The sequence below is a fragment of the Paenibacillus sedimenti genome, from assembly GCF_014534655.1.
Lineage (GTDB): Bacteria > Bacillota > Bacilli > Paenibacillales > NBRC-103111 > Paenibacillus_E > Paenibacillus_E sedimenti.
The window spans coordinates 487,336-506,031 of record NZ_JACVVD010000004.1 but is presented as its reverse complement, the minus strand read 5'-3'; the positions used below and the strand labels follow the sequence as shown (position 1 = coordinate 506,031).

The 18,696-nt window shown below is 52.0% G+C and carries 12 protein-coding genes; 11 read left to right on the top strand and 1 reads right to left on the bottom strand.

Features of this window, described 5'->3' with window-relative positions; genetic code table 11:
* Positions 1-888, bottom strand: coding sequence for an AraC family transcriptional regulator (locus ICC18_RS15200; RefSeq protein WP_223192573.1), 888 nt, complete (start codon positions 886-888; stop codon positions 1-3).
* A 126-nt stretch (positions 889-1,014) separates the two neighbouring features.
* Here ICC18_RS15200 and ICC18_RS15195 point away from each other — a divergent pair, with 126 nt between their 5' ends.
* The 11 genes from ICC18_RS15195 to ICC18_RS15145 all read left to right on the top strand — a co-directional run bounded on the left by ICC18_RS15195 (position 1,015) and on the right by ICC18_RS15145 (position 18,644).
* Positions 1,015-2,901, top strand: a complete 1,887-nt coding sequence (locus ICC18_RS15195; RefSeq protein ID WP_223192572.1) for a beta-L-arabinofuranosidase domain-containing protein — start codon at positions 1,015-1,017, stop codon at positions 2,899-2,901.
* Positions 2,902-2,993: 92 nt separating this feature from the next.
* Positions 2,994-5,297, top strand: a complete 2,304-nt coding sequence (locus ICC18_RS15190) for a helix-turn-helix domain-containing protein (RefSeq protein WP_188175258.1) — start codon at positions 2,994-2,996, stop codon at positions 5,295-5,297.
* A 186-nt stretch (positions 5,298-5,483) separates the two neighbouring features.
* Positions 5,484-6,464, top strand: a complete 981-nt coding sequence (locus ICC18_RS15185) for an ABC transporter permease (protein ID WP_188175257.1) — start codon at positions 5,484-5,486, stop codon at positions 6,462-6,464.
* A gap of 20 nt (positions 6,465-6,484) precedes the next feature.
* Entirely contained in the window at positions 6,485-7,366 is an 882-nt protein-coding gene (locus ICC18_RS15180; protein ID WP_188175256.1) for a carbohydrate ABC transporter permease, read from the top strand.
* A gap of 57 nt (positions 7,367-7,423) precedes the next feature.
* Positions 7,424-9,034: an ABC transporter substrate-binding protein gene (locus ICC18_RS15175; protein ID WP_188175255.1), complete on the top strand. Its 1,611-nt coding sequence runs from the start codon at positions 7,424-7,426 to the stop codon at positions 9,032-9,034.
* A gap of 89 nt (positions 9,035-9,123) precedes the next feature.
* Positions 9,124-12,525: a COG1470 family protein gene (locus ICC18_RS15170; RefSeq protein WP_188175254.1), complete on the top strand. Its 3,402-nt coding sequence runs from the start codon at positions 9,124-9,126 to the stop codon at positions 12,523-12,525.
* A 159-nt stretch (positions 12,526-12,684) separates the two neighbouring features.
* Positions 12,685-14,028, top strand: a complete 1,344-nt coding sequence (locus ICC18_RS15165; protein WP_312029533.1) for an ABC transporter substrate-binding protein — start codon at positions 12,685-12,687, stop codon at positions 14,026-14,028.
* 131 nt (positions 14,029-14,159) lie between these two features.
* Complete coding sequence (locus ICC18_RS15160) at positions 14,160-15,089, top strand: carbohydrate ABC transporter permease (protein WP_188175253.1); 930 nt, start codon at positions 14,160-14,162, stop codon at positions 15,087-15,089.
* Position 15,090: 1 nt separating this feature from the next.
* Positions 15,091-15,918, top strand: coding sequence for a carbohydrate ABC transporter permease (locus ICC18_RS15155; protein ID WP_188175252.1), 828 nt, complete (start codon positions 15,091-15,093; stop codon positions 15,916-15,918).
* A gap of 84 nt (positions 15,919-16,002) precedes the next feature.
* Positions 16,003-17,442, top strand: coding sequence for a glycosyl hydrolase family 28 protein (locus ICC18_RS15150; protein WP_188175251.1), 1,440 nt, complete (start codon positions 16,003-16,005; stop codon positions 17,440-17,442).
* A 71-nt stretch (positions 17,443-17,513) separates the two neighbouring features.
* Positions 17,514-18,644, top strand: a complete 1,131-nt coding sequence (locus ICC18_RS15145; protein WP_188175250.1) for a glycoside hydrolase family 88 protein — start codon at positions 17,514-17,516, stop codon at positions 18,642-18,644.
* Positions 18,645-18,696 lie beyond the last annotated feature (52 nt).

The following is an 18,696-nucleotide window of genomic DNA, read 5'->3' as shown; positions in this document are numbered from 1 at the left end:
TCAATAGAACTGATTCCGGTAAGCGGACGGCGACTCACCCGTCGTTTTCTTGAACACCCTGCTGAAGTAGAAGGGATTCTTGTACCCGAGCCTTTCGCTTAATTCCGATACGGGCATGGACGAGGTCCGCATCAGCTCGATGGCCCGGTTCATCCGGAGTCTGGTGTGGACCTCCAAGATGCTCCGTCCCGTCAACTTCTTGAAGGCGGCGGACAAATAGCTGTAGTTCAGATTCATATGGGCAGCCAGCTTCCCGGAATCATAATCCTCTTCCATATGCTGCATCAGATAAGCGATGACCCTGCCATCCAGCGTATCTGTACTCCTGCCGGTGTCCGGCGAAGCGGATGGCGGGAGAGAGGCTTGCTTAAGCTCCATAAACAGCAGATAGGCTTGCAGGCTGACCCTTGTCATGCGATGCGGCTTTTTATTCATGTAGTCGGCCAGCAGCAAGTCCAGCCGTTCTTTCAGCGTTCGGTGAAACAGAGAAGTGCCGTGTTTGGGCATAGGAAATCGGTATTCATAGTGGTCCGGAAAGAAGTAGTCCAAAACGGGCAGCGGGGGATGATCGGCATAATTCATCCGCTTGTCATCCGCCGCCGAATTAAAGTGGATCCAGTACCAGGACGTACCCGGCGCGGTCTGGGGCAATCCCCAGTGGCGCAAGCCTTTCTTCAGAAATAAATGTTCGCCTGCGCCGATGACATACTCCCGTCCTTCTTCCACCACCTGCATGCTGCCCTCTGCGACAAATACGAATACATCGTAATCCAGCAGCCGGTCCGGATGGGTGTATACTTGCTCCACCCGGTTGGTGCCAATATCCCGGACGAGCGGGAAGCGGTCTGCCGTAAGATAGACGTCCGTCTCCATGCCGATACCCCCCATTCATATTTTACCCCCATTATACCACCCAAAAATAATATAGGTATTCCCAAACGCCGTGTATGTTTCCTTCTTATTATTGGAGTTACAATTTCTTTGTGAACACACAAAAAAGGAGGAACCCTAACCATGAATCCGGTTATGAAAGAATATCCTTCCGGAGCTGTAAAGCTGTCATCCGGCCCGCTTAGGAACCGATACGAATTGAACAAACAATACGTCATGAGCTTATCCAGCCAGAATCTTTTACGCAGCTTTTACATGGAGGCAGGTCTATGGAGCTACAGCGGCAACGGCGGAACCACAAGCGCCACAACAACGAATTTAGACGGTCCGGAGACTTGGCATTGGGGCTGGGAATCCGTCACCTGCGAGTTGCGAGGCCATATGATGGGGCATTGGCTGTCGGCGGCGGCACGGATTTATGCGCAGAAGGACGATAAGATAGTCAAGTCCAAAGCCGATCACATTGTAGGCGAATTGGCCAAGTGCCAGCGGGAAAACGGAGGAGAATGGCTGGCAGCATTCCCCGAATCGTTCATGCACCGGGTGGCCGGCGGCAAATGGGTATGGGCTCCTCACTATACGGTCCATAAACTGTTCATGGGTCTTCTCGACATGTACACCGTTGCAGGAAATACCCAAGCTCTGGACATTGCTATAGGCATGGCGTCCTGGTTCCACCGCTGGACAGGCCGCTTCAGCCGGGAAAAGATGGATGAACTGCTGGATATGGAGACGGGGGGAATGCTTGAAATCTGGGCGGACCTCTATGGGATCACTGGCCGACCGGAGCACAAAGAGTTAATCTACCGCTACGACCGCCGGCGTTTCTTTGACGCTCTGCTGGAAGGGACGGATGTACTGACAAACAAACATGCCAATACCCAAATTCCGGAGATATTGGGCGCCGCCCGGGCGTGGGAAGTGACAGACGACGACCGTTTCCGCAGAATCGTGGAAGCTTTCTGGAGCTGTGCGGTAAGCAAACGGGGATATGTCTGCACCGGCGCCGGGGATGACGGGGAGCTCTGGATGCCTTCAGGAGGCTTCGCAGCCCGGATGGGCGTAGGGCAGGAGCATTGCTGCAACTACAACATGATGAGACTGGCCCAAGTGCTGCTCCGCTGGACGGGAGACCCGGCGTACGGGGATTATTGGGAACGGAGATTTATTAACGGGGTATTGGCCCACCAGCATGGGGAGACGGGAATGATTTCCTATTTCTTGGGGATTGGCGCAGGCAGCCGCAAGAAGTGGGGTTCGCCCACCCGGCATTTTTGGTGCTGCCACGGCACGCTCATCCAGGCGAACGCCTCCTATGAGCATCCGGTATACATGGAGCATGATGATGGGATAGCTGTAAATCAATGGATTCCTTCCGAGATCAATGTACAAGCACGAGGAACGGATATATGCATCTGCTTGAAACAAGACGGACAACATGCAGTTTATCCGCTAAGCAATTGGAACGTGGAAGGGATGGAGGTCATCACGAAGGTACATGTTCCCGCCATTCCGGCACAGCGTCCCGACCGTTTCAGCTATACCCTTACCCTTGGGTGCAGCCGAGGAGTGGAGTTCACCTTGAAGCTTCGAATGCCGTGGTGGATGAAAGGCTCCCCAGTCATAGCCGTAAACGGGGAACGGGTCGAAGGCTCCTTCCCGCCAACCTCTTACTGTTCGATCCGGCGCCAGTGGCAATCCGGCGACACGGTCCGGGTGGAGCTGCCCAAATCCCTAATGGCTGAGACGTTGCCCGGATGGCCGGATACGGTGGCCTTCATGGACGGCCCCATTGTTTTGGCGGGTCTTGTGGATGACGAACGCCAGCTCGTCGGCAATCCGGAAGAACCGGCAACCATCCTGGTGCCGGACCGCGAACGGAATCACAGCTGGTGGAACGCCGGCTATTACCGCACTCGGGGGCAAGAAGCCGGGTTCCGGTTCATCCCGCTATATGAAGTGAAGGATGAAGCTTATACCGTTTATTTCCCGGTTGTCCCAAAATCTTAAAAAACCGCACTTCGAACATAAAAAAGCGCATACCCAAGCATGATATCCTTTTCATAATAATAGGCACCACATTTTACGAAGCGAGGGATCCGATGCATACCGTCAAAATGTTTTTGCTCAAGAAGAATCTGCTGATCCGGATCATCTTATCTTATCTCTTCGTCGGTTTGCTGGTCATCGGTGTTCTGACGATTGTTATCACGTCCAAGGTTTCCGAGAATTTGAAGGAGGAACTGACCATATCGACGGATCGGGCCATTGAACAGTCCTACAATACGGCCAATATCCTGATCAATTCTACTTACCAGCATTTTGCAAACGCATACGCATCGCCAGACATTCAGGCGGGCTTCTATGGCAACGAATTTGATACGGCGATGATGGGACGAATCGGCGCGAAGCTGACTGACTTAACGGTGACCAATCCGATGGTTCACTCCGTTTATTTGGTGAATACCCGGCATAAGCTGGTCTTTTCTTCGCTGACAACCGTCAGACCGTTTAGTGAATTTTACGACCAACAGATTCTTCAGCTTCTGGAGAATACCCAGACCTTGCGGGACAGCATCTTCATCCCCAGACATACGTCTTTTGTACACGATACGAAGCCCTTTGACGGCAATCTGATCTCTGTGGCTTACCTGAGCACCCGGGAGGACAAAGCAACGAACGGCGCCATGATCCTGAACCTGGATCAGCAAGTGCTTCAGAATATGATGATGAACGGAGCGGGCAGCAAGTCCTTCCAATCGATGATACTGAACCGTCAAGGCGTGGTCATCTCCCATACGGATAATAAGAAAATGGATGCGGATCTATCCAACGTCGAGGTGATCAAGACCATTCTTCGTTCCGATTCGCCCAGAGGGACGATTGAAGCCGAGCAGGACGGCAAGAGCCACCGTTTCTTCTATATCAAGTCCGACAGTCTGGGCTGGATATTCGTGGGCGACGTTAATTACGAAACTTTGCTAAGCAAGGTAAACGTGATCAAACGGTATATTCTTACCGTAACGGCCGTGATGCTGGCCATCGTTTCGATGAGCGGCTTCTTCTTTACCCGCATGATTTACGGTCCGATCCAACGGTTGATCAAAAATATTAGCAAAACTCCGGACCAGGAAGAGGTAGGCCGGGCGGTCAGCGAGTATGACTTGTTGTCCGGGGCGTTCCGTTATTTGGAGAGAAAAGTGCAAGATTTGCAGATCAGTGTGGCCGGATATCAATATACCGAAAAGCGGGAGGCGCTCCGGCAGCTGACAACGGGGGGATGGAGCAGCGAGTCCGAAATGGCCGGGAGGCTGTCCCAGGCGGGCATCGAATTCCAGACCTCCGGCTTTCAGGTATGCATGCTCAGGCTGGACTCGTACGAGGAACTGGCCGGTGAGTACAGTCCGAACGACCTGGCATTGCTGAAATACGCTGTGACCAATATTGCCGAGGAGCTTGGGGCACCTGGTTTTCGAACTTTCAGCTACGATGGGGGAGAGGGCCGGGTTGTGATCCTGTTCTTAAAGCCGGAGGGAATGGAGCCGGAGCTTCATCACCTTTTAAGGGAAATCCAGGCGAATACGGAACGTTATTTGAAGCTTAGCGTCTCCGCCGCCGTCGGCCAATATGCTTCCGGGCTGCAGCAGGTCCCGTTGTCCTGGCAATCCGCATATAATGCCTCCCGATACCGGTTGGCATTCGGACGGCGGTGCCTTATCCCCGATGATATCGAAGAAAGCCGCGAACCCGTTCAGGACCAGCTGTCGTCCACCATGGAGAAACAAGTGGCGGACAGCATGAAGCTTGGGGATCCGGTGAAAACGAATCTCGCGTTGAAGGACTATTTCCATACCATCCGCAGGGCTTCCTTCGATGAGATGATGCTGCTCTTGAATCAATTGCTGTTTACCGTCAACCGGACCGCCAAATCCATGGCTTCCGGGGATTTAAGCGGACTCAGCACGGATATCGGTTCCTTAGGGCAACAGCTGTATAAGTGGGAAACGATGGACCAGATGGAGGAATGGTTCGCGGGGCTCTGCGAGACGGCAATCAGCATGCGTGACAAACAATCGTCCCAGAAAAATGTGATGATCGTGGACAAGCTGAAGAATTACATTCATGACCACTATGCGGACCCGAATTTGACAGTCGAAGCTTTGGTGGAGGTGGCCGGGCTATCGGTGAATTATATGAGAAAGGTCTTTAAAGATATCACCGGAATCTCCTTAAACCAATATATAAGCGATAACCGGTTTGAAAAAGCGAAGGAGCTGCTGCTGACCACGGACCTGCCGGCCAATAAAATCGGGGAGTTAGTCGGATTTGATAACACGAAGTATTTTTATATTTCCTTTAAAAAATATAACGGCAAGACGCCGGACCATTTCCGGAAAACCCCCTAATTCCAAGGAAAAAGGGGGTTTCCTCGTTTTATTTTCGCAAGTTTTGATCCGATGATTGATTTTTATACCCTTCTGTTTCGCGAAAATCGGGCTTTTTATCCGGATTTTGAGCTTTTCTATATAGGTAGTCCGAAGGTATTGTGGACTCACACCATAAACAAGCCACGAACTTGAAGGAGGATCAGGATGAATGAAACCGCTATTAGCCGTCCCGAGCAGCTGTACCAGCCTTACAGAAAAAAACGAAGCTTGATCGGGGTATTTTTTTATGAACTGTACAGAAACAAATTTTTGTATTTCCTGGCGCTGCCGGGCATGATATGGTTCTTTATCTTCGCCTATTTGCCGATGGGCGGGATCGTCATCGCCTTTCAGGATTTTAAAGTCATGAAGGGAATTACCGGAAGTGAGTTTGTCGGCTTAAAAAACTTCAAGTTTTTCTTCCAATCGGATGATTGGATCCGGATCGTGACCAATACCGTATTTTTGAACGTACTCTTTATCGCTTTCAATACGCTTGCCGCTGTGGCCATCGCGATTATGGTAACGGAGATGGGCGGGAAGTGGTATAAGAAAATCACCCAATCGGTCATGATATTGCCGCATTTCTTATCTTGGACCGTGGTTGCTATGTTCGTCATGGCATTTGTGGCGACAGACGGCGGCTTCATCAATCAGATTCTCTCCATGTTCGGGGTAGAACCGATCAAATTTCTTTCGTCGCCTAAGTATTGGCCTTTCATTCTGGTATTGTTGAAAATTTGGCATGGTGCAGGCTTTGGCTCCATCGTGTATATGGCGACCATTTCCGGAATTAATCCGGAGATCTACGAATCAGCCTCCATAGACGGAGCCAGCCGGTTCCAGAAAATCCGCTACATTACGCTGCCTTTGCTCAGGCCTACCGTCATTCTGCTCTTGATTTTGGCTGTAGGCGGTATCTTCAATGGCGACTTCGGCATGATCTATGCCATTATCGGGAGCAATCCGCCTTTGTACCCGACCACGGATGTCATTGACACGTATGTGTTCCGCGGCATGATGGAGCTCGGGGATATGAGCATGTCCGCCGCCATCGGATTCCTGCAATCCGTTGTAGGCTTCATTCTTGTCGTCAGCGTCAATGCCATCGCGAAGAAGGTTGCTCCGGACTCCGCTATTTTCTAAAAGGGAAGGGATTTGTTGCCATGATCAAGGAAAGCTTTTCGGACCGGCTGCTGATAGCCGCATTTTATATCGCGATTGGCCTGTTCTCCGTTTATTGTCTGATGCCCTTCTGGTCCGTTGTGGCCAGCTCTTTCGCCAGCGAGGCGTCCATCGTCCGGAGCGGATATACGTTCTGGCCAACGGATTTCAGCCTCGAAGCTTATAAGCTAATTTTCGCCGATAATACTATTTACCGGGCTTATGGGGTTACGACATTCATCACACTGGCCGGAACGGCCATGTCTATGATCTTAACCAGCGCACTCGCTTACGCCTTATCGGTCAAGTCCATGAAATACCGCAATCATATTGCATTCTATGTCTACTTCACCGTGCTGTTCCATGGGGGCTTGGTAGCCTCTTACCTTTTGATCTCCAAGTATTTGGACATGAAAGATACGATTTGGGTACTTATCATCCCCAGCATGCTCAGCGCATGGAATATGTTCTTGCTGCGAAATTTTTTCGCCTCCATCGACGATTCCATCGCGGAGTCCGCGAAAATGGATGGAGCCAACGACGCATATATCCTGTTCCGAATCATTCTGCCAATCTCGCTACCGGCCATTGCCACCATCGGTTTGTTCTATGCCTTGGGCTATTGGAACAAGTGGTTCGACGCCGTCCTGTATATCAACGACAAGGATCTGTATCCGCTTCAATATTTGATTCAGCGCATCATGACCAACATGGATTTCATCATTCAGATCTCGTCTGATGTGAACATTCCCAACTTTATTCGGCCGACCATGACGGTTCGGTTGGCTACCACTGTCGTTACGATCGGTCCGATCGTTTTCTTATACCCGTTCCTGCAGAAGTATTTCATGAAAGGTCTCATGGTCGGTGCGATCAAAGGCTAATCCCGCCGGCAGGCGGTTTAGTATAGAAGCTAGTGATCACAAAAAGGGAGGAACAACATGAAAGTGAAACGTTTGGCAACCGCATTATTGTCCATTGCACTGGTAGGATCGACCGTCGCTTGCGGAAAAAGTGACCAAGAAGCGGCGAATTCCCCCGCCGCATCCGCAGGCGCAGCTTCGGCAAAGCCCCTTGAGCCGGTAACCCTGAAAGGTATGCTGTGGGGTGACGTACCGGCGGACATGCAAGCCATACTGGCGGAATTCGAGAAACGCACTAAGGATACGTTGAATACCAAGCTTGATATTAAATGGAATCCGGTGACCGACCACAAACAGAAGGTTAAACTGATGATGGCGGCGGGGGAAGAGGCGGATTTCGTATTCGATGCGGAATTCATGAACCTGAAGGAGCTTGTCCCGCAGGGCGCGTATGTGCAGCTCGACAAATACTTCAACAACGATGCGTATCCAGGCTTGAAAAAGGCGTTCCCACCGGAGTTTATCGAGGCCAACAAGCGTTATGACGGGCATTTGTATACGATTCCTTTGACCCAATACTTCAAGGATCTCGATGTTATCTACATTCGTAAGGATCTCCGTGAGAAATACGGGCTTGCGCCTATTAAAAGCTATGCGGATCTGGAAAAGTTCTATGATATTATCCTGGAGAAGGAGAAAGGGTTGACCCCGCTTGCTCTGGGAGGCGTCCGTGGATTCTACATGATTCATGGTGGAATGATTCCTCCGAAGGACACCATCCAATCGGTCGGGGTTTCCGGGGTAGACTTCAAAGTTCAATTGTCGGATGACCTGAAGAAAGTGCTGAATATAGTCGCGATCGGCGACCCTGCATCGGAATATGCCAAACTGCCTGCGCCGTTCAACACACTTAAAACATCCTATCCGGAGTATGACAAGTATGTGGAATGGACCAAGTATCTGGAGAAAGACGTGCTCAGTCAAAAAGACGGCAAGTCCTACTTCATGTCCGGTAAAGCGGCTTCCTATGAGGGCACCATCTCTTCCTTCGCTGCGGACCGCAAGAAACTGAAGGATGCGAACTCTTCGGCGGATCTGGAATATTTCGTGTATACCCCAGGCATTACTGAAATGAAGCCGAAGTCCATCGACACCAACTATAAAGCAAACAACAATATTGCGATTCCAGCTACCTCCAAAAACGTGGAGAGAACCATGAAATTCTTTGATTGGTTGTTCTCAAGCCGGGAGAATCATGACCTCTTCGAACACGGTATCAAAGGGAAACATTGGGAGCCCGTCGGCGATAACCAGATTAAGCTGTTGGATGATTCCAAGAGCTACGTCTTCCCTGGTTACGAATTGTCCTGGAACCCGAATATGATCCGAATCCCTGATACATTGGACGATATGAGCAAAAAGTATTTGGAATATTCTGCGAAAGCTGATACCTATTACGCATCGCCGCTCAAGAAATTCATCTTCGACAATACCAACGTAAAAGCTGAAACGGCCAATATCAGCTCCAAATACACGCCTTTCCTGCAAATGATCAAAAACGGCCAGTATAAGGATTGGCCTACTGATTTGGAGAAAATGAATAAAGAATTGAAAGCGTTGGGTCTTGACAAGGTTCGTGAAGAAATTCGGAAGCAAGTTCAGGACTATCTGGATAAGGGCATCAAATAAACCTTACGTGATGGAAAAAACCGGTCGGCGGGGGGATCCCGTCGGCCGGTTTTCATTGCGATTGAACGAAAAGAGGGGGAATGAATCCGATGCAAACCATTTGCCGGCAAGCAGTTCTTGTATCCGGTCAGGAATCGGTATTCGAACATGAACAAGCGGAGGATTGGAGAAGCTGGGACGCATTGGCCTTTGAAATTTGTATGCCGGAAGGGCAGAAGGCGGAGATCGGGGCCCGGGTGTACCCGCTGCAATTTGGCAGGCCGGAATATATCGAGTGCGCTGCCGCGAAGGTGTTGGTGTCAGGCCGTGGCTGGACGACTGTTGAGATTGGTTTTAGCCATTTCGATTGCATGGCCTTCACCTCCGCTTTCTGGCGGATGATATCCCGGGTCGGGCTGAGCGTCAAACTGCTGAACGGAAGCGGCGGAGAAGAGCTTCCCATCCGGAACCTCCGTCTGAAGAAATTGGGCCGCATCGCGCTGGAAGCAGACCGCTTATCCAGGGCAGGTGAGCCTGGCGAAACGGTTGACTACGTAATTACCGTATCCAATCTGACTGCGGAAGTTCAAGCAGTGATTTGCCGTCCGTCCATCTATGGCTTTGAATCCATGGAAACCCGGTTGGAGCCGGATTGCCTTCTGCTTCAGCCTGGGGAATCGGGTAGGGTCGCCATGTCGGTACGCATTCATGACGGAGTTGCCCCCGGCGGGTATGAAGAACAGGTCTTCACGGCGGTTCCTAACGGCGATGCGAACTATGCCGAACAACTGACCTTTTACACGGTCCGGAGGCTCCCGCATCCCTACATTTTACATATGGAAGAGGGATGGGACGGGGTAAGAAGGAATGCAGCAGTCTATGATTGGGCCCGCAAGGAGTTGGAGCAGCTGGTCCTGCTAGCGGAAGCTTGGAAGGTGCCGGTAGCTCAAGGGGCCGGGAAGCCTTACGCTTTTGAGCTGCCCCAACGCTTCAACCTTCATGCGGCTTCAGTGGCGTGGAAGCTGACCGGCAGGCAGGATCTTCTGGAGAAGGCGGTACTATTTCTGCGCCGTCTAGCTGACCCGGTGGACGGGTATCCGGCTACGGATGCGCCGTTTCTCCATATTTACGCCACGGAAGATGAAATGGCGCTGCGGACGCCACGGGGAGTAAAGGTATGTACCGGCGGCTTGATTCACGAGGGCGAGTTTATGCTGGATGTGGCCTCCTGTTACGATCTGCTGTATGATGCCGGCGTGTGGACGGAGGAAGACCGCACACGGATGGAGATGGCGTTCCGGCTCTTCATCGACAAGGTCGACTGGATGATCACGGACGGGGATACGAACAATATCCCCTCCGGCGGAATGGTCGGGGCTCTCTTGTGCAGTCTGGTGCTGCAGGATATGCACTGGATCAAGCGGTTTATCGAAGGGCCGGGAGGCTTCGTTGATATGGTCCGTACCGGTATTATGGACGACGGCTGGTACTTCGAGGGGGCAAGTAACTATGTGGTTCTGTTCGCCGACATGTTCACCCGGCTGGCACAGGCGGCGGAGCCCTGGGGGTTGAACCTGAAGCATATGCAGGTACCGGCCTCGTACCGCAAGGATGCCATGTTGTCTCCTTGGTCCATGTCGATGGAGAAGCCGTTCCTGGGCATGTCCTTCCGGAAATTCGGCCCCGTCCGGCGGAATACCCGATCCGTCAAGGATGTATGGGATGCCATGCTGCCTTTCGTCGACGATCGGGGCATACTGATCGGCAACAATGACTCCACGGACAAGGATATGGTGAAGTGGTACGATCTGGCCTACTATTTATGGAGAGATCCAAGATATGTTTCGGTCATCCGGGATGCGGACCGGCGCGATCTGTTGTACGGCGTAGGAGAGCTGCCGGAACCTGCCGGACTTCATTGCGCGGGCTCCGCTTACGCGGACAATGCGGGGCTCGCCGTCCTTCGCTCCCGCAAGCCGGGCATTCCGGAGCGGGAACGGCTTCAGGCGGTGCTGAAATACGGTTCCCACGGGGGCTATCATGGACACTTCGACCGGACGGGACTTGTCTCGATCAAGCGATACGGCAAAAACGCCTACGGTCCCTTGGCCTCCTGGTACGGATACCACTCGTTTATGTTCAAAATGTGGGTACAGGCCTCCTTATCCCACAATATGGTCGTTGTGGACGGGCAAATGCAGGAGCCTGTTGAATCCTGTCGACTGATGTTCCACAGCGGGAACCTGCTGCAGGTTTGCGCCGTCGAAACCGTTGCCCGGTGGAGCGACCCTCCTTACGGCGGGCAGACGCCTTATCCGGAGAGGTTTCCGGAAGACCGTAGTCTGATGGAAGGCAGGGAGGTGCCGGTACCTTCCGTCCCCAGGGCGCAGGGGGAGCTCGGGGAATATTCCGAGCCCATCTTGCAGAGAAGACTCATGGTCGTCACTGACGATTATGTTGTGCTGGCGGATTACGTCAGGGGAGAGCAGGTGCATACCTACGATTGTCTGCATCATTACCAAGGCTTCAGGGGATTGGAATCGGAACAGAAGAAATATCTTCGCCATACCGGGAAGATGAATGACGACCCCTACGGAGCGGGGCAGTTTATTAGCGATTGCAACTGGTACTCCTGCACGGCGCCGGCCGTAGCCCGGTTCTCACATGTGTACAACCGGGAGAGAGATGACCGCGACGGCCGCCACATGCTGCATAACGAGGAAGGGCGGATGGACACGGATGTCCATGCGGTTTGGCCTCCGCAGCAGGAAGTCATGACCGGCTGGTATGCCGAGGCGGTTCCCGTGAATAAAACGCTGGAATACCGGGTGTTGGGGGATGGGAAGCACCTGGCCCAAGACAAGTTTGGCGCTTGGATCTTGGGGAAACGCCGTGTCAGCGTTTCATTGCGCGATGTCCATGTGCTGACTCTTCAGGTATATGTGGACAGAGCTGCACGAAAAACCATCTTCTGGGACGATCCCTGCCTCATCCTGGCGGATGGGAGGCGCATCCATCTGGCCGAAATGGACGTTACGTTCAGGAATGTTGATCACGGCAACGGGATCGGTACGGATTATTATGGGGGACCCGTTCACCTGGAAGGGGAACCGGCTTTGCGTGCGTTGCCCTTCGAACCTCTCGATTGCCGGGAGCCGGCTGAAGCCATATTGGATATAAGCGGTATGGGAGCCGTGGCCTTCGAAGGGACCATCGGCGGCGACTATCCGCTTGGCGACGATCCGGCCCGAAGGACAACGGTCAGCTTCCGCTCCGAAGGCAAGGAGGCTTGCTTTCTGACCGTCCTGGAACTTCATGAAGGCAAACCGCAGATCAGGCGGGCCGAAGCGGAGTCGGCAGGCCGACTGCAGGTGTATCTGGCAGACGGCAGGAGGCAGGAACTTACAGTTCTGGGCTTGGAAAGCGGAGGGGCGGACATCAGGATCTCCATCGAAGAATGGCTGGGTGAACGTATGCTGCGGTCGGAAACTACACAGGAGACAGATAATTAAACACCTTAAATTCCTGCATATCGAGCTTAAAAAACCGCATACTAAACCTTTTCGCGGTATGGTAGTCTTAAAACACGGAAGAAGAAGCGCGATGAAACGACAAAAAACGCCATTCTTCGGAAAATAAAGTTTGAACCATCCAAGGGAGGTTACACACAAATGGCAATGACCAAAAAAACCATCGCAGTATCACTGTCCAGCGTAGTGGCTCTGTCGCTAGTCCTATCCGCTTGCGGTACCGGCAGCAACACTTCGAGTCCGGCGGCAACAACCGCAGCAAGCGCGGCTCCCAAGAAGAACGTAACCTTCTCTATCGGTTATGCCACCGGCGACCCGGCAGGCAAACAAGCTATAGCCGATGCGGTAGCTGCTTTCACCAAAGCGAACCCGAACGTCAAGATCAACGATCTCTCCGAAGGCGGCATGGCCTCCTATCTGGATTGGCTGAAGACGAAAGACGCTGTTGGTGAATTCCCGGACCTGGTGGAGATGCGCGATACCCAGCTGTTCTCTGAAGCGGGTAAAATCGCAGAGCTGCCGCCGGAATGGCTCGCCTTATTCTCGGATGCTCCAAAGCTGAACGGCAAAAACTGGACAGCGCCGATTGTCGGCAATCCTCCCCACGGCATTATTTACAGTAAAAAGGCTTATGCGGATGCAGGCGTAACCGCCGAACCGAAGACCTATGACGAGTTCCTGGCCATTCAAGAGAAGCTGAAAGCCAAAGGCATCACACCGATCACCTTCGGCGGTAAGGACATTTTCCACTGGGGCTTCTGGGTAAACAAATACCTCATGGATAACGTGTTCGGTGATGATCCGAACTGGAATTCCAAGCGTACCAAAGGGCAGGCGAGCTTTACCGATGCAGGCCCGATGCAGGCGATGAAGGATTTTAACGAACTGTTCACTAAAGGATATGTGGACAAAGGCTGGGCGAGTACTGCCGACAACCAAACTGCCTCCATGCTGGTAACCGGCAAAGCGGCTCAGCTGTTCTCCGGCCCGTGGATGTTCACCCAGATCAGCCAAGCTGATCCCAAGTTTGAATTCGGTTGGTACCCTGTTCCAGACCGTAAGGGCAGAATCATCGTCAACGGCTTGAACAACATCCAGGGCTGGTCTATCTCTACCAAAGCCAATCAAGATGCGGACAAAAAAGCGGCCATCACCGAATTTGTGAAGTTCTTTTTCTCTAAGGATCAATATAGCAAATACCTGAAAGCCGTTAACGGAATTTCAACGACCAAAGAAGCGATAACTTATGAAGCAAGTCCGCAAATGAAGCGCGTACTTGATGTCATGGCTGATTCCAAAACCATCAAATCCCTGCAGATCAACGCCTTCTTTGGCGATAACCAAATGCCTCCTCAATGGCGCAACTGGTACTATAAGCTGATTCAAGAATGGTTGACCAAAGGCGACTTCAGCGAGGCGTACATGAAGAGAGCAGATGCCGAATGGGATGCCAATATAAAAGCTAACGCGGCAAGTAAAAAATAAGATTCAGCTTCCTACAGGGAACGGAGCAACCTCATTGGAATGGAAGGGGTTGCTCCTTCTCAAAAAAAGCAGTACGTAGTTTAAGCTTACGATGCAAGCTTTGCTAAAGCAAAGCTCTTAGGAGTGAGAGTATGGCAAACATAGAGACTATACGTGCAACAGCCCAGACAAAGGCGGCCGCCAAAAAGAAAAAATGGCTCTCCTTCTCGGTTTGGTTTATTCTGCCTTCCTTTATCTTGTATACATTGTTCGTCATTTATCCGACCTTAAACAGCTTTCATCTAAGCTTTACTTCCTGGGACGGTGTCAGCACGGATATCCGATATATCGGACTTGATAACTTCAAAGAAATGCTCCATAGCACCCGGGTATACAATGCTTTGAAGAACACGCTGATCCTATCGGTTTCACTGGTTGTACTCGAGAACATCGTAGCGCTTGCTCTGGCTATGCTGGTGGACCAAGTGCGTTGGTTCAAAAATTTATTCCGAAGCATCTTTTATTTCCCGGTCCTGCTCAGCGGTATCGTAATGGGTTTTGTATGGGCCATTATCTTCAATTATAACTTCGGAGTCATCTCCCAATTGCTGGACCGGATAGGATTGGGTGATCTTAAGATCGACTGGCTGGGTAATCCCGACTATGCGCTGATCGCCATTATCATCACAACCGTCTGGAAAGGCTCGGGTTATTATATGATCATCTATCTGGCGGGGCTTCAAGGGATTCCACCCGAGCTGCATGAAGCGGCGTCCATTGATGGGGCGGGCCGTTGGCAGCAATTCCGCCATATCACCTTCCCTTTGCTTGCAGGAGCCATGACGGTCAGCATCATGCTGTCCATGATCGGTGCACTCAAAATATTCGACCAAATTGCCGTCATGACGGATGGCGGACCTGGTTTTGCAACGGAAACATTGACGTACATCGTTTACAAAGTAGGCTTCGGCGAGCTGCGGCAAGGCTACGGAACAGCACTGTCTCTGGTTCTTTTCGTCCTGATCCTTATCGTATCGCTGATTCAAGTGAAATTACTCCGGAAACGGGAGGTGCAAATGTAAGATGCGTAAATCGGGCAAATTGATCGAAATCTCCATGTTTGCAATCGCCGCTGTGCTGGCGGTCCTGTTTTTCTTCCCGGTCTATTTCAGCTTGATATCGGCCTTCAAATCAAATGGCGAAATTCTAAGGGACGCCATCGCGCTGCCCACCAGTCTTTACCTGGATAGCTTCAAGTATCTGTTGACCCAAACGGATTTCCCGAAAGCGATGCTCAACAGTCTGATCTTGACGGTCACTTCCATCGTCTTCATGATCCTGATCATCCCGATGGCGGCTTACGCCATTGAACGGACGGGCAAAAAGTGGACGAATGTCATTTATATTTATTATCTGGCGGGAATGATGATCCCTTTCCAGGTATACATGATTCCCCTGTTCAAGGAGATGAGAGCCTTCGGATTATACGGTACGCTGACTGCTCCCATCCTCATCTATATCTCGGGTTCAGTCGGTATGGGCGTGCTGTTGTATACCAGCTTTATTAAGGGGATTCCTTCAGAAATCGAAGAATCGGCTGCCATTGACGGGTGCTCCAGAGTCCGGATCTTCTGGCAGATTGTGTTCCCGCTTTTGGGACCGTGTACGGCAAGCATGGTCGTGCTGCAGGGCCTGGGCATCTGGAACGACTTTTTGATGCCGAGCCTGGTGCTCCATTCCGACAATAGAACGATGATCGTAGAGATCTTCAAGTTCGTAGGGGAGCTTGCCTCCCAGTGGGATATGGTATTCGCAGGCACGACGTTGTCCATCGTACCTGTCTTGATCGTCTTCGTGTCCCTCCAAAAATATTTTGTCAAAGGCATCGCCGCCGGTGCAACAAAAGGGTGATTCCCCAGCCGCTTCTGGTTTTTACAGGGGCGGCTTTCGGCATAAGATCAATAAAAATCGAAGAGAGAAAGGGTAGCACACGATATGAATCAAGCAGTTATTTATGATGCTCCCAAAGGTGCAGTCGGATGTGACGATTTTGTTGTCAGCGTGCGTACCCCGGGCGGGCAATGGCAGGACCTGTTCGTTTATGAGGTCAAAGTGGATATGCATAACGTCCGCCGGGCATCGATGGTGTATTTTGATATGAAAGGCTCCGTGGAGGTTCGTGTGGAGAGTAAGGCCCGCCCGATCCGGGAAGCCGTGATCCGTCCTCTGTCGGCTGCTATTGCTTACGAACAGGATGGGCGTTGCATCACGTTTACTTTGGACAGGCCCAGGAAGCTGTCTATTGAGGTCAACGGGGAACGGTTTGCCAATTTACACTTGTTCGCTAACCCCGTGGAAGAAAATGCGACGCTTCCCGATGGGGATAACATCTTGTGGTTGAAGCCGGCGATCCACCGCACGGAGGACATTTACCGTTTGGCCCAAACCCCGAAGACGGAAGGCGGCAAGGCGCCGGATACGATCTATTTTGCCCCGGGCATGCATTACCTGGAAGAAACAGTGCTGCGCATTCCTTCCGGGAAGACCGTGTACATTGCGGGGGGAGCGGTTGTTGTGGGTTCCCTCGTATGTGAACATGTCAGGGATGTCACTATTCGGGGGAGAGGAATATTGTACCTCTCTGACTTCCACAGGTTCTCCGCTTTCCGCGGCATTCGGATCGTATTCTCGGAGAATATCTCGGTGGAAGGGATCATAACCGTCGATCCGCCGCACTACAGCATTTATCTCGGCCAATCCAAGCAGGTCGCCATCCGCAACTTCAAGTCGTTCAGCACCCGCGGCTGGTCGGACGGGATAGATATGATGTCCTGCTCGCAGATCGAGATTGATGATGTGTTTCTCCGGACCTCCGACGATTGTATCGCGGTCTACGGGTCCCGCTGGGATTTCCATGGGGATACCCGACAAATTGCCGTCCGGAACTCGGTGTTATGGGCGGACGTAGCCCATCCTTTGATGATCGGGACTCATGGGGATCATCATCGAAATGGTGATACAATTGAAGATGTGGTGTTCGAGAATGTCGATATCCTGGAGCATCATGAGCCCCAGCCTAACTATATGGGGGCTATGGCTATTAATGCGGGAGATAAGAATACGGTAAGGAAGGTCACATATCGGGATATCCGCGTGGAGGATTTTGAGCTGGGCAGGCTGGTGGATCTCCGGGTAGTGTGGAATAAAGACTATAATCCTTGTTCAGGCAACCGGATTGAAGATATCCTTTTCGAGAACATCACGTATAACGGTGCGAATGCTATACCCAGCCAGGTTTTCGGATACGACTCTGAACGTCCCGTAACGGGGGTTCACTTCAAGAACCTGCGGATTAACGGGAAAGTGATCCTGAGCCCGGAAGAGGGCAACATCGAGATCAACGAATTTGCTCATAAAGTTGACTTTAGCAGCTGATTGCAGCTGCGAAGGAGCCGGCCTATGAAAGCATGACTTCATTAAGTACAACCAAGGAGGGTTTATAATAAATGCAACGCGATTTTTATGAACAAGCAGCCCAATATGTCTTGAAGCAAATCGACAAAAGCCTGGAGGTGTTCACCGATACCTACCCGGCGCCGGCGAGCATGAACCATGTATATCCCGGAATCGACAATATCGAGTGGACCTCCAGCTTCTGGACCGGCATGTTATGGCTGGCCTACGAGCTGACGGGAGACTTCAAGTACCGGAATGCGGCGGAATACCAGCTGGCAAGCTACAAGAAGCGGATCGAGGAAGAGATCGAGACGGAGACTCATGATCTGGGCTTCCTCTACTCTCTCTCCGCTGTGGCGGAATATAAGATCACTGGGAACCCGGTGGCCAAGGAAACGGCCTTGAAGGCTGCGGATCTGCTTGCGAAACGTTATTTCCCCAAGGCCGGCATCATTCAGGCTTGGGGGAATCTGAACGATCCCGAGCAATGCGGGCGGATGATCATCGATTGTCTGCTCAATCTGCCCTTGCTCTATTGGGCGACGGAAGTGTCGGGCAAGCCCCATTATGCGGAATATGCGCGGACCCATGTGCAGCAAGCGGCCAAGTATATCGTCAGGCCGGATCATACCACCTATCATACCTACTACATGGACGTTGAAACCGGCGCGCCGAAATACGGAAACACGCACCAAGGCTATGCGGACGATTCCTGCTGGGCCCGGGGCCAGGCGTGGGGCATTTACGGCTTCTTGCTAAGCTCCCTGTACAACGGGGATACCTCATTGGTGGACCTGTCCAAATCCTTGAGTAAATACTTCCTGAGCCGGACACCGGAGGACGGCGTGGTGTACTGGGATCTGATTTTTATGGGCGGCAAGGAGCAGGAGAAGGACTCCTCCGCCTCGGCCATCGCCGCATGCGGTATGCTGGAGCTGGCCAAACAGCTGCCACTGGCGGACCCGGACAAACGGTTCTATGAAGAGAAGGCGCTTTCGATCCTGACGTCGCTTGCGACGAACTATACGACGAAGGATCTGCCGGAATCGAACGGGATCCTGAAACATGCGGTGTATAACAAACCCCGTGGCATGGGCATTGATGAATGCAACATCTGGGGAGACTATTATTACTTCGAAGGTCTGGTACGCGTCTTGAAAAATTGGCGATTGTACTGGTAATCGGAGGAGGGAGTGTTAGGCCGGACCGGCAACCGTTCAGACGGTGCCGGTC

Excerpts from the sequence above, each read along its gene's own strand:
- ICC18_RS15190 (WP_188175258.1), top strand. The coding sequence starts at position 2,994 with ATGCATACCGTCAAAATGTTTTTGCTCAAGAAGAATCTGCTGATCCGG.
- ICC18_RS15150 (WP_188175251.1), top strand. The coding sequence starts at position 16,003 with ATGAATCAAGCAGTTATTTATGATGCTCCCAAAGGTGCAGTCGGATGT.
- ICC18_RS15145 (WP_188175250.1), top strand. The coding sequence starts at position 17,514 with ATGCAACGCGATTTTTATGAACAAGCAGCCCAATATGTCTTGAAGCAA.
- ICC18_RS15185 (WP_188175257.1), top strand. The coding sequence starts at position 5,484 with ATGAATGAAACCGCTATTAGCCGTCCCGAGCAGCTGTACCAGCCTTAC.
- ICC18_RS15195 (WP_223192572.1), top strand. The coding sequence starts at position 1,015 with ATGAATCCGGTTATGAAAGAATATCCTTCCGGAGCTGTAAAGCTGTCA.
- ICC18_RS15180 (WP_188175256.1), top strand. The coding sequence starts at position 6,485 with ATGATCAAGGAAAGCTTTTCGGACCGGCTGCTGATAGCCGCATTTTAT.
- ICC18_RS15165 (WP_312029533.1), top strand. The coding sequence starts at position 12,685 with ATGGCAATGACCAAAAAAACCATCGCAGTATCACTGTCCAGCGTAGTG.
- ICC18_RS15200 (WP_223192573.1), bottom strand. The coding sequence starts at position 888 with ATGGGGGGTATCGGCATGGAGACGGACGTCTATCTTACGGCAGACCGC.
- ICC18_RS15155 (WP_188175252.1), top strand. The coding sequence starts at position 15,091 with ATGCGTAAATCGGGCAAATTGATCGAAATCTCCATGTTTGCAATCGCC.
- ICC18_RS15175 (WP_188175255.1), top strand. The coding sequence starts at position 7,424 with ATGAAAGTGAAACGTTTGGCAACCGCATTATTGTCCATTGCACTGGTA.
- ICC18_RS15170 (WP_188175254.1), top strand. The coding sequence starts at position 9,124 with ATGCAAACCATTTGCCGGCAAGCAGTTCTTGTATCCGGTCAGGAATCG.
- ICC18_RS15160 (WP_188175253.1), top strand. The coding sequence starts at position 14,160 with ATGGCAAACATAGAGACTATACGTGCAACAGCCCAGACAAAGGCGGCC.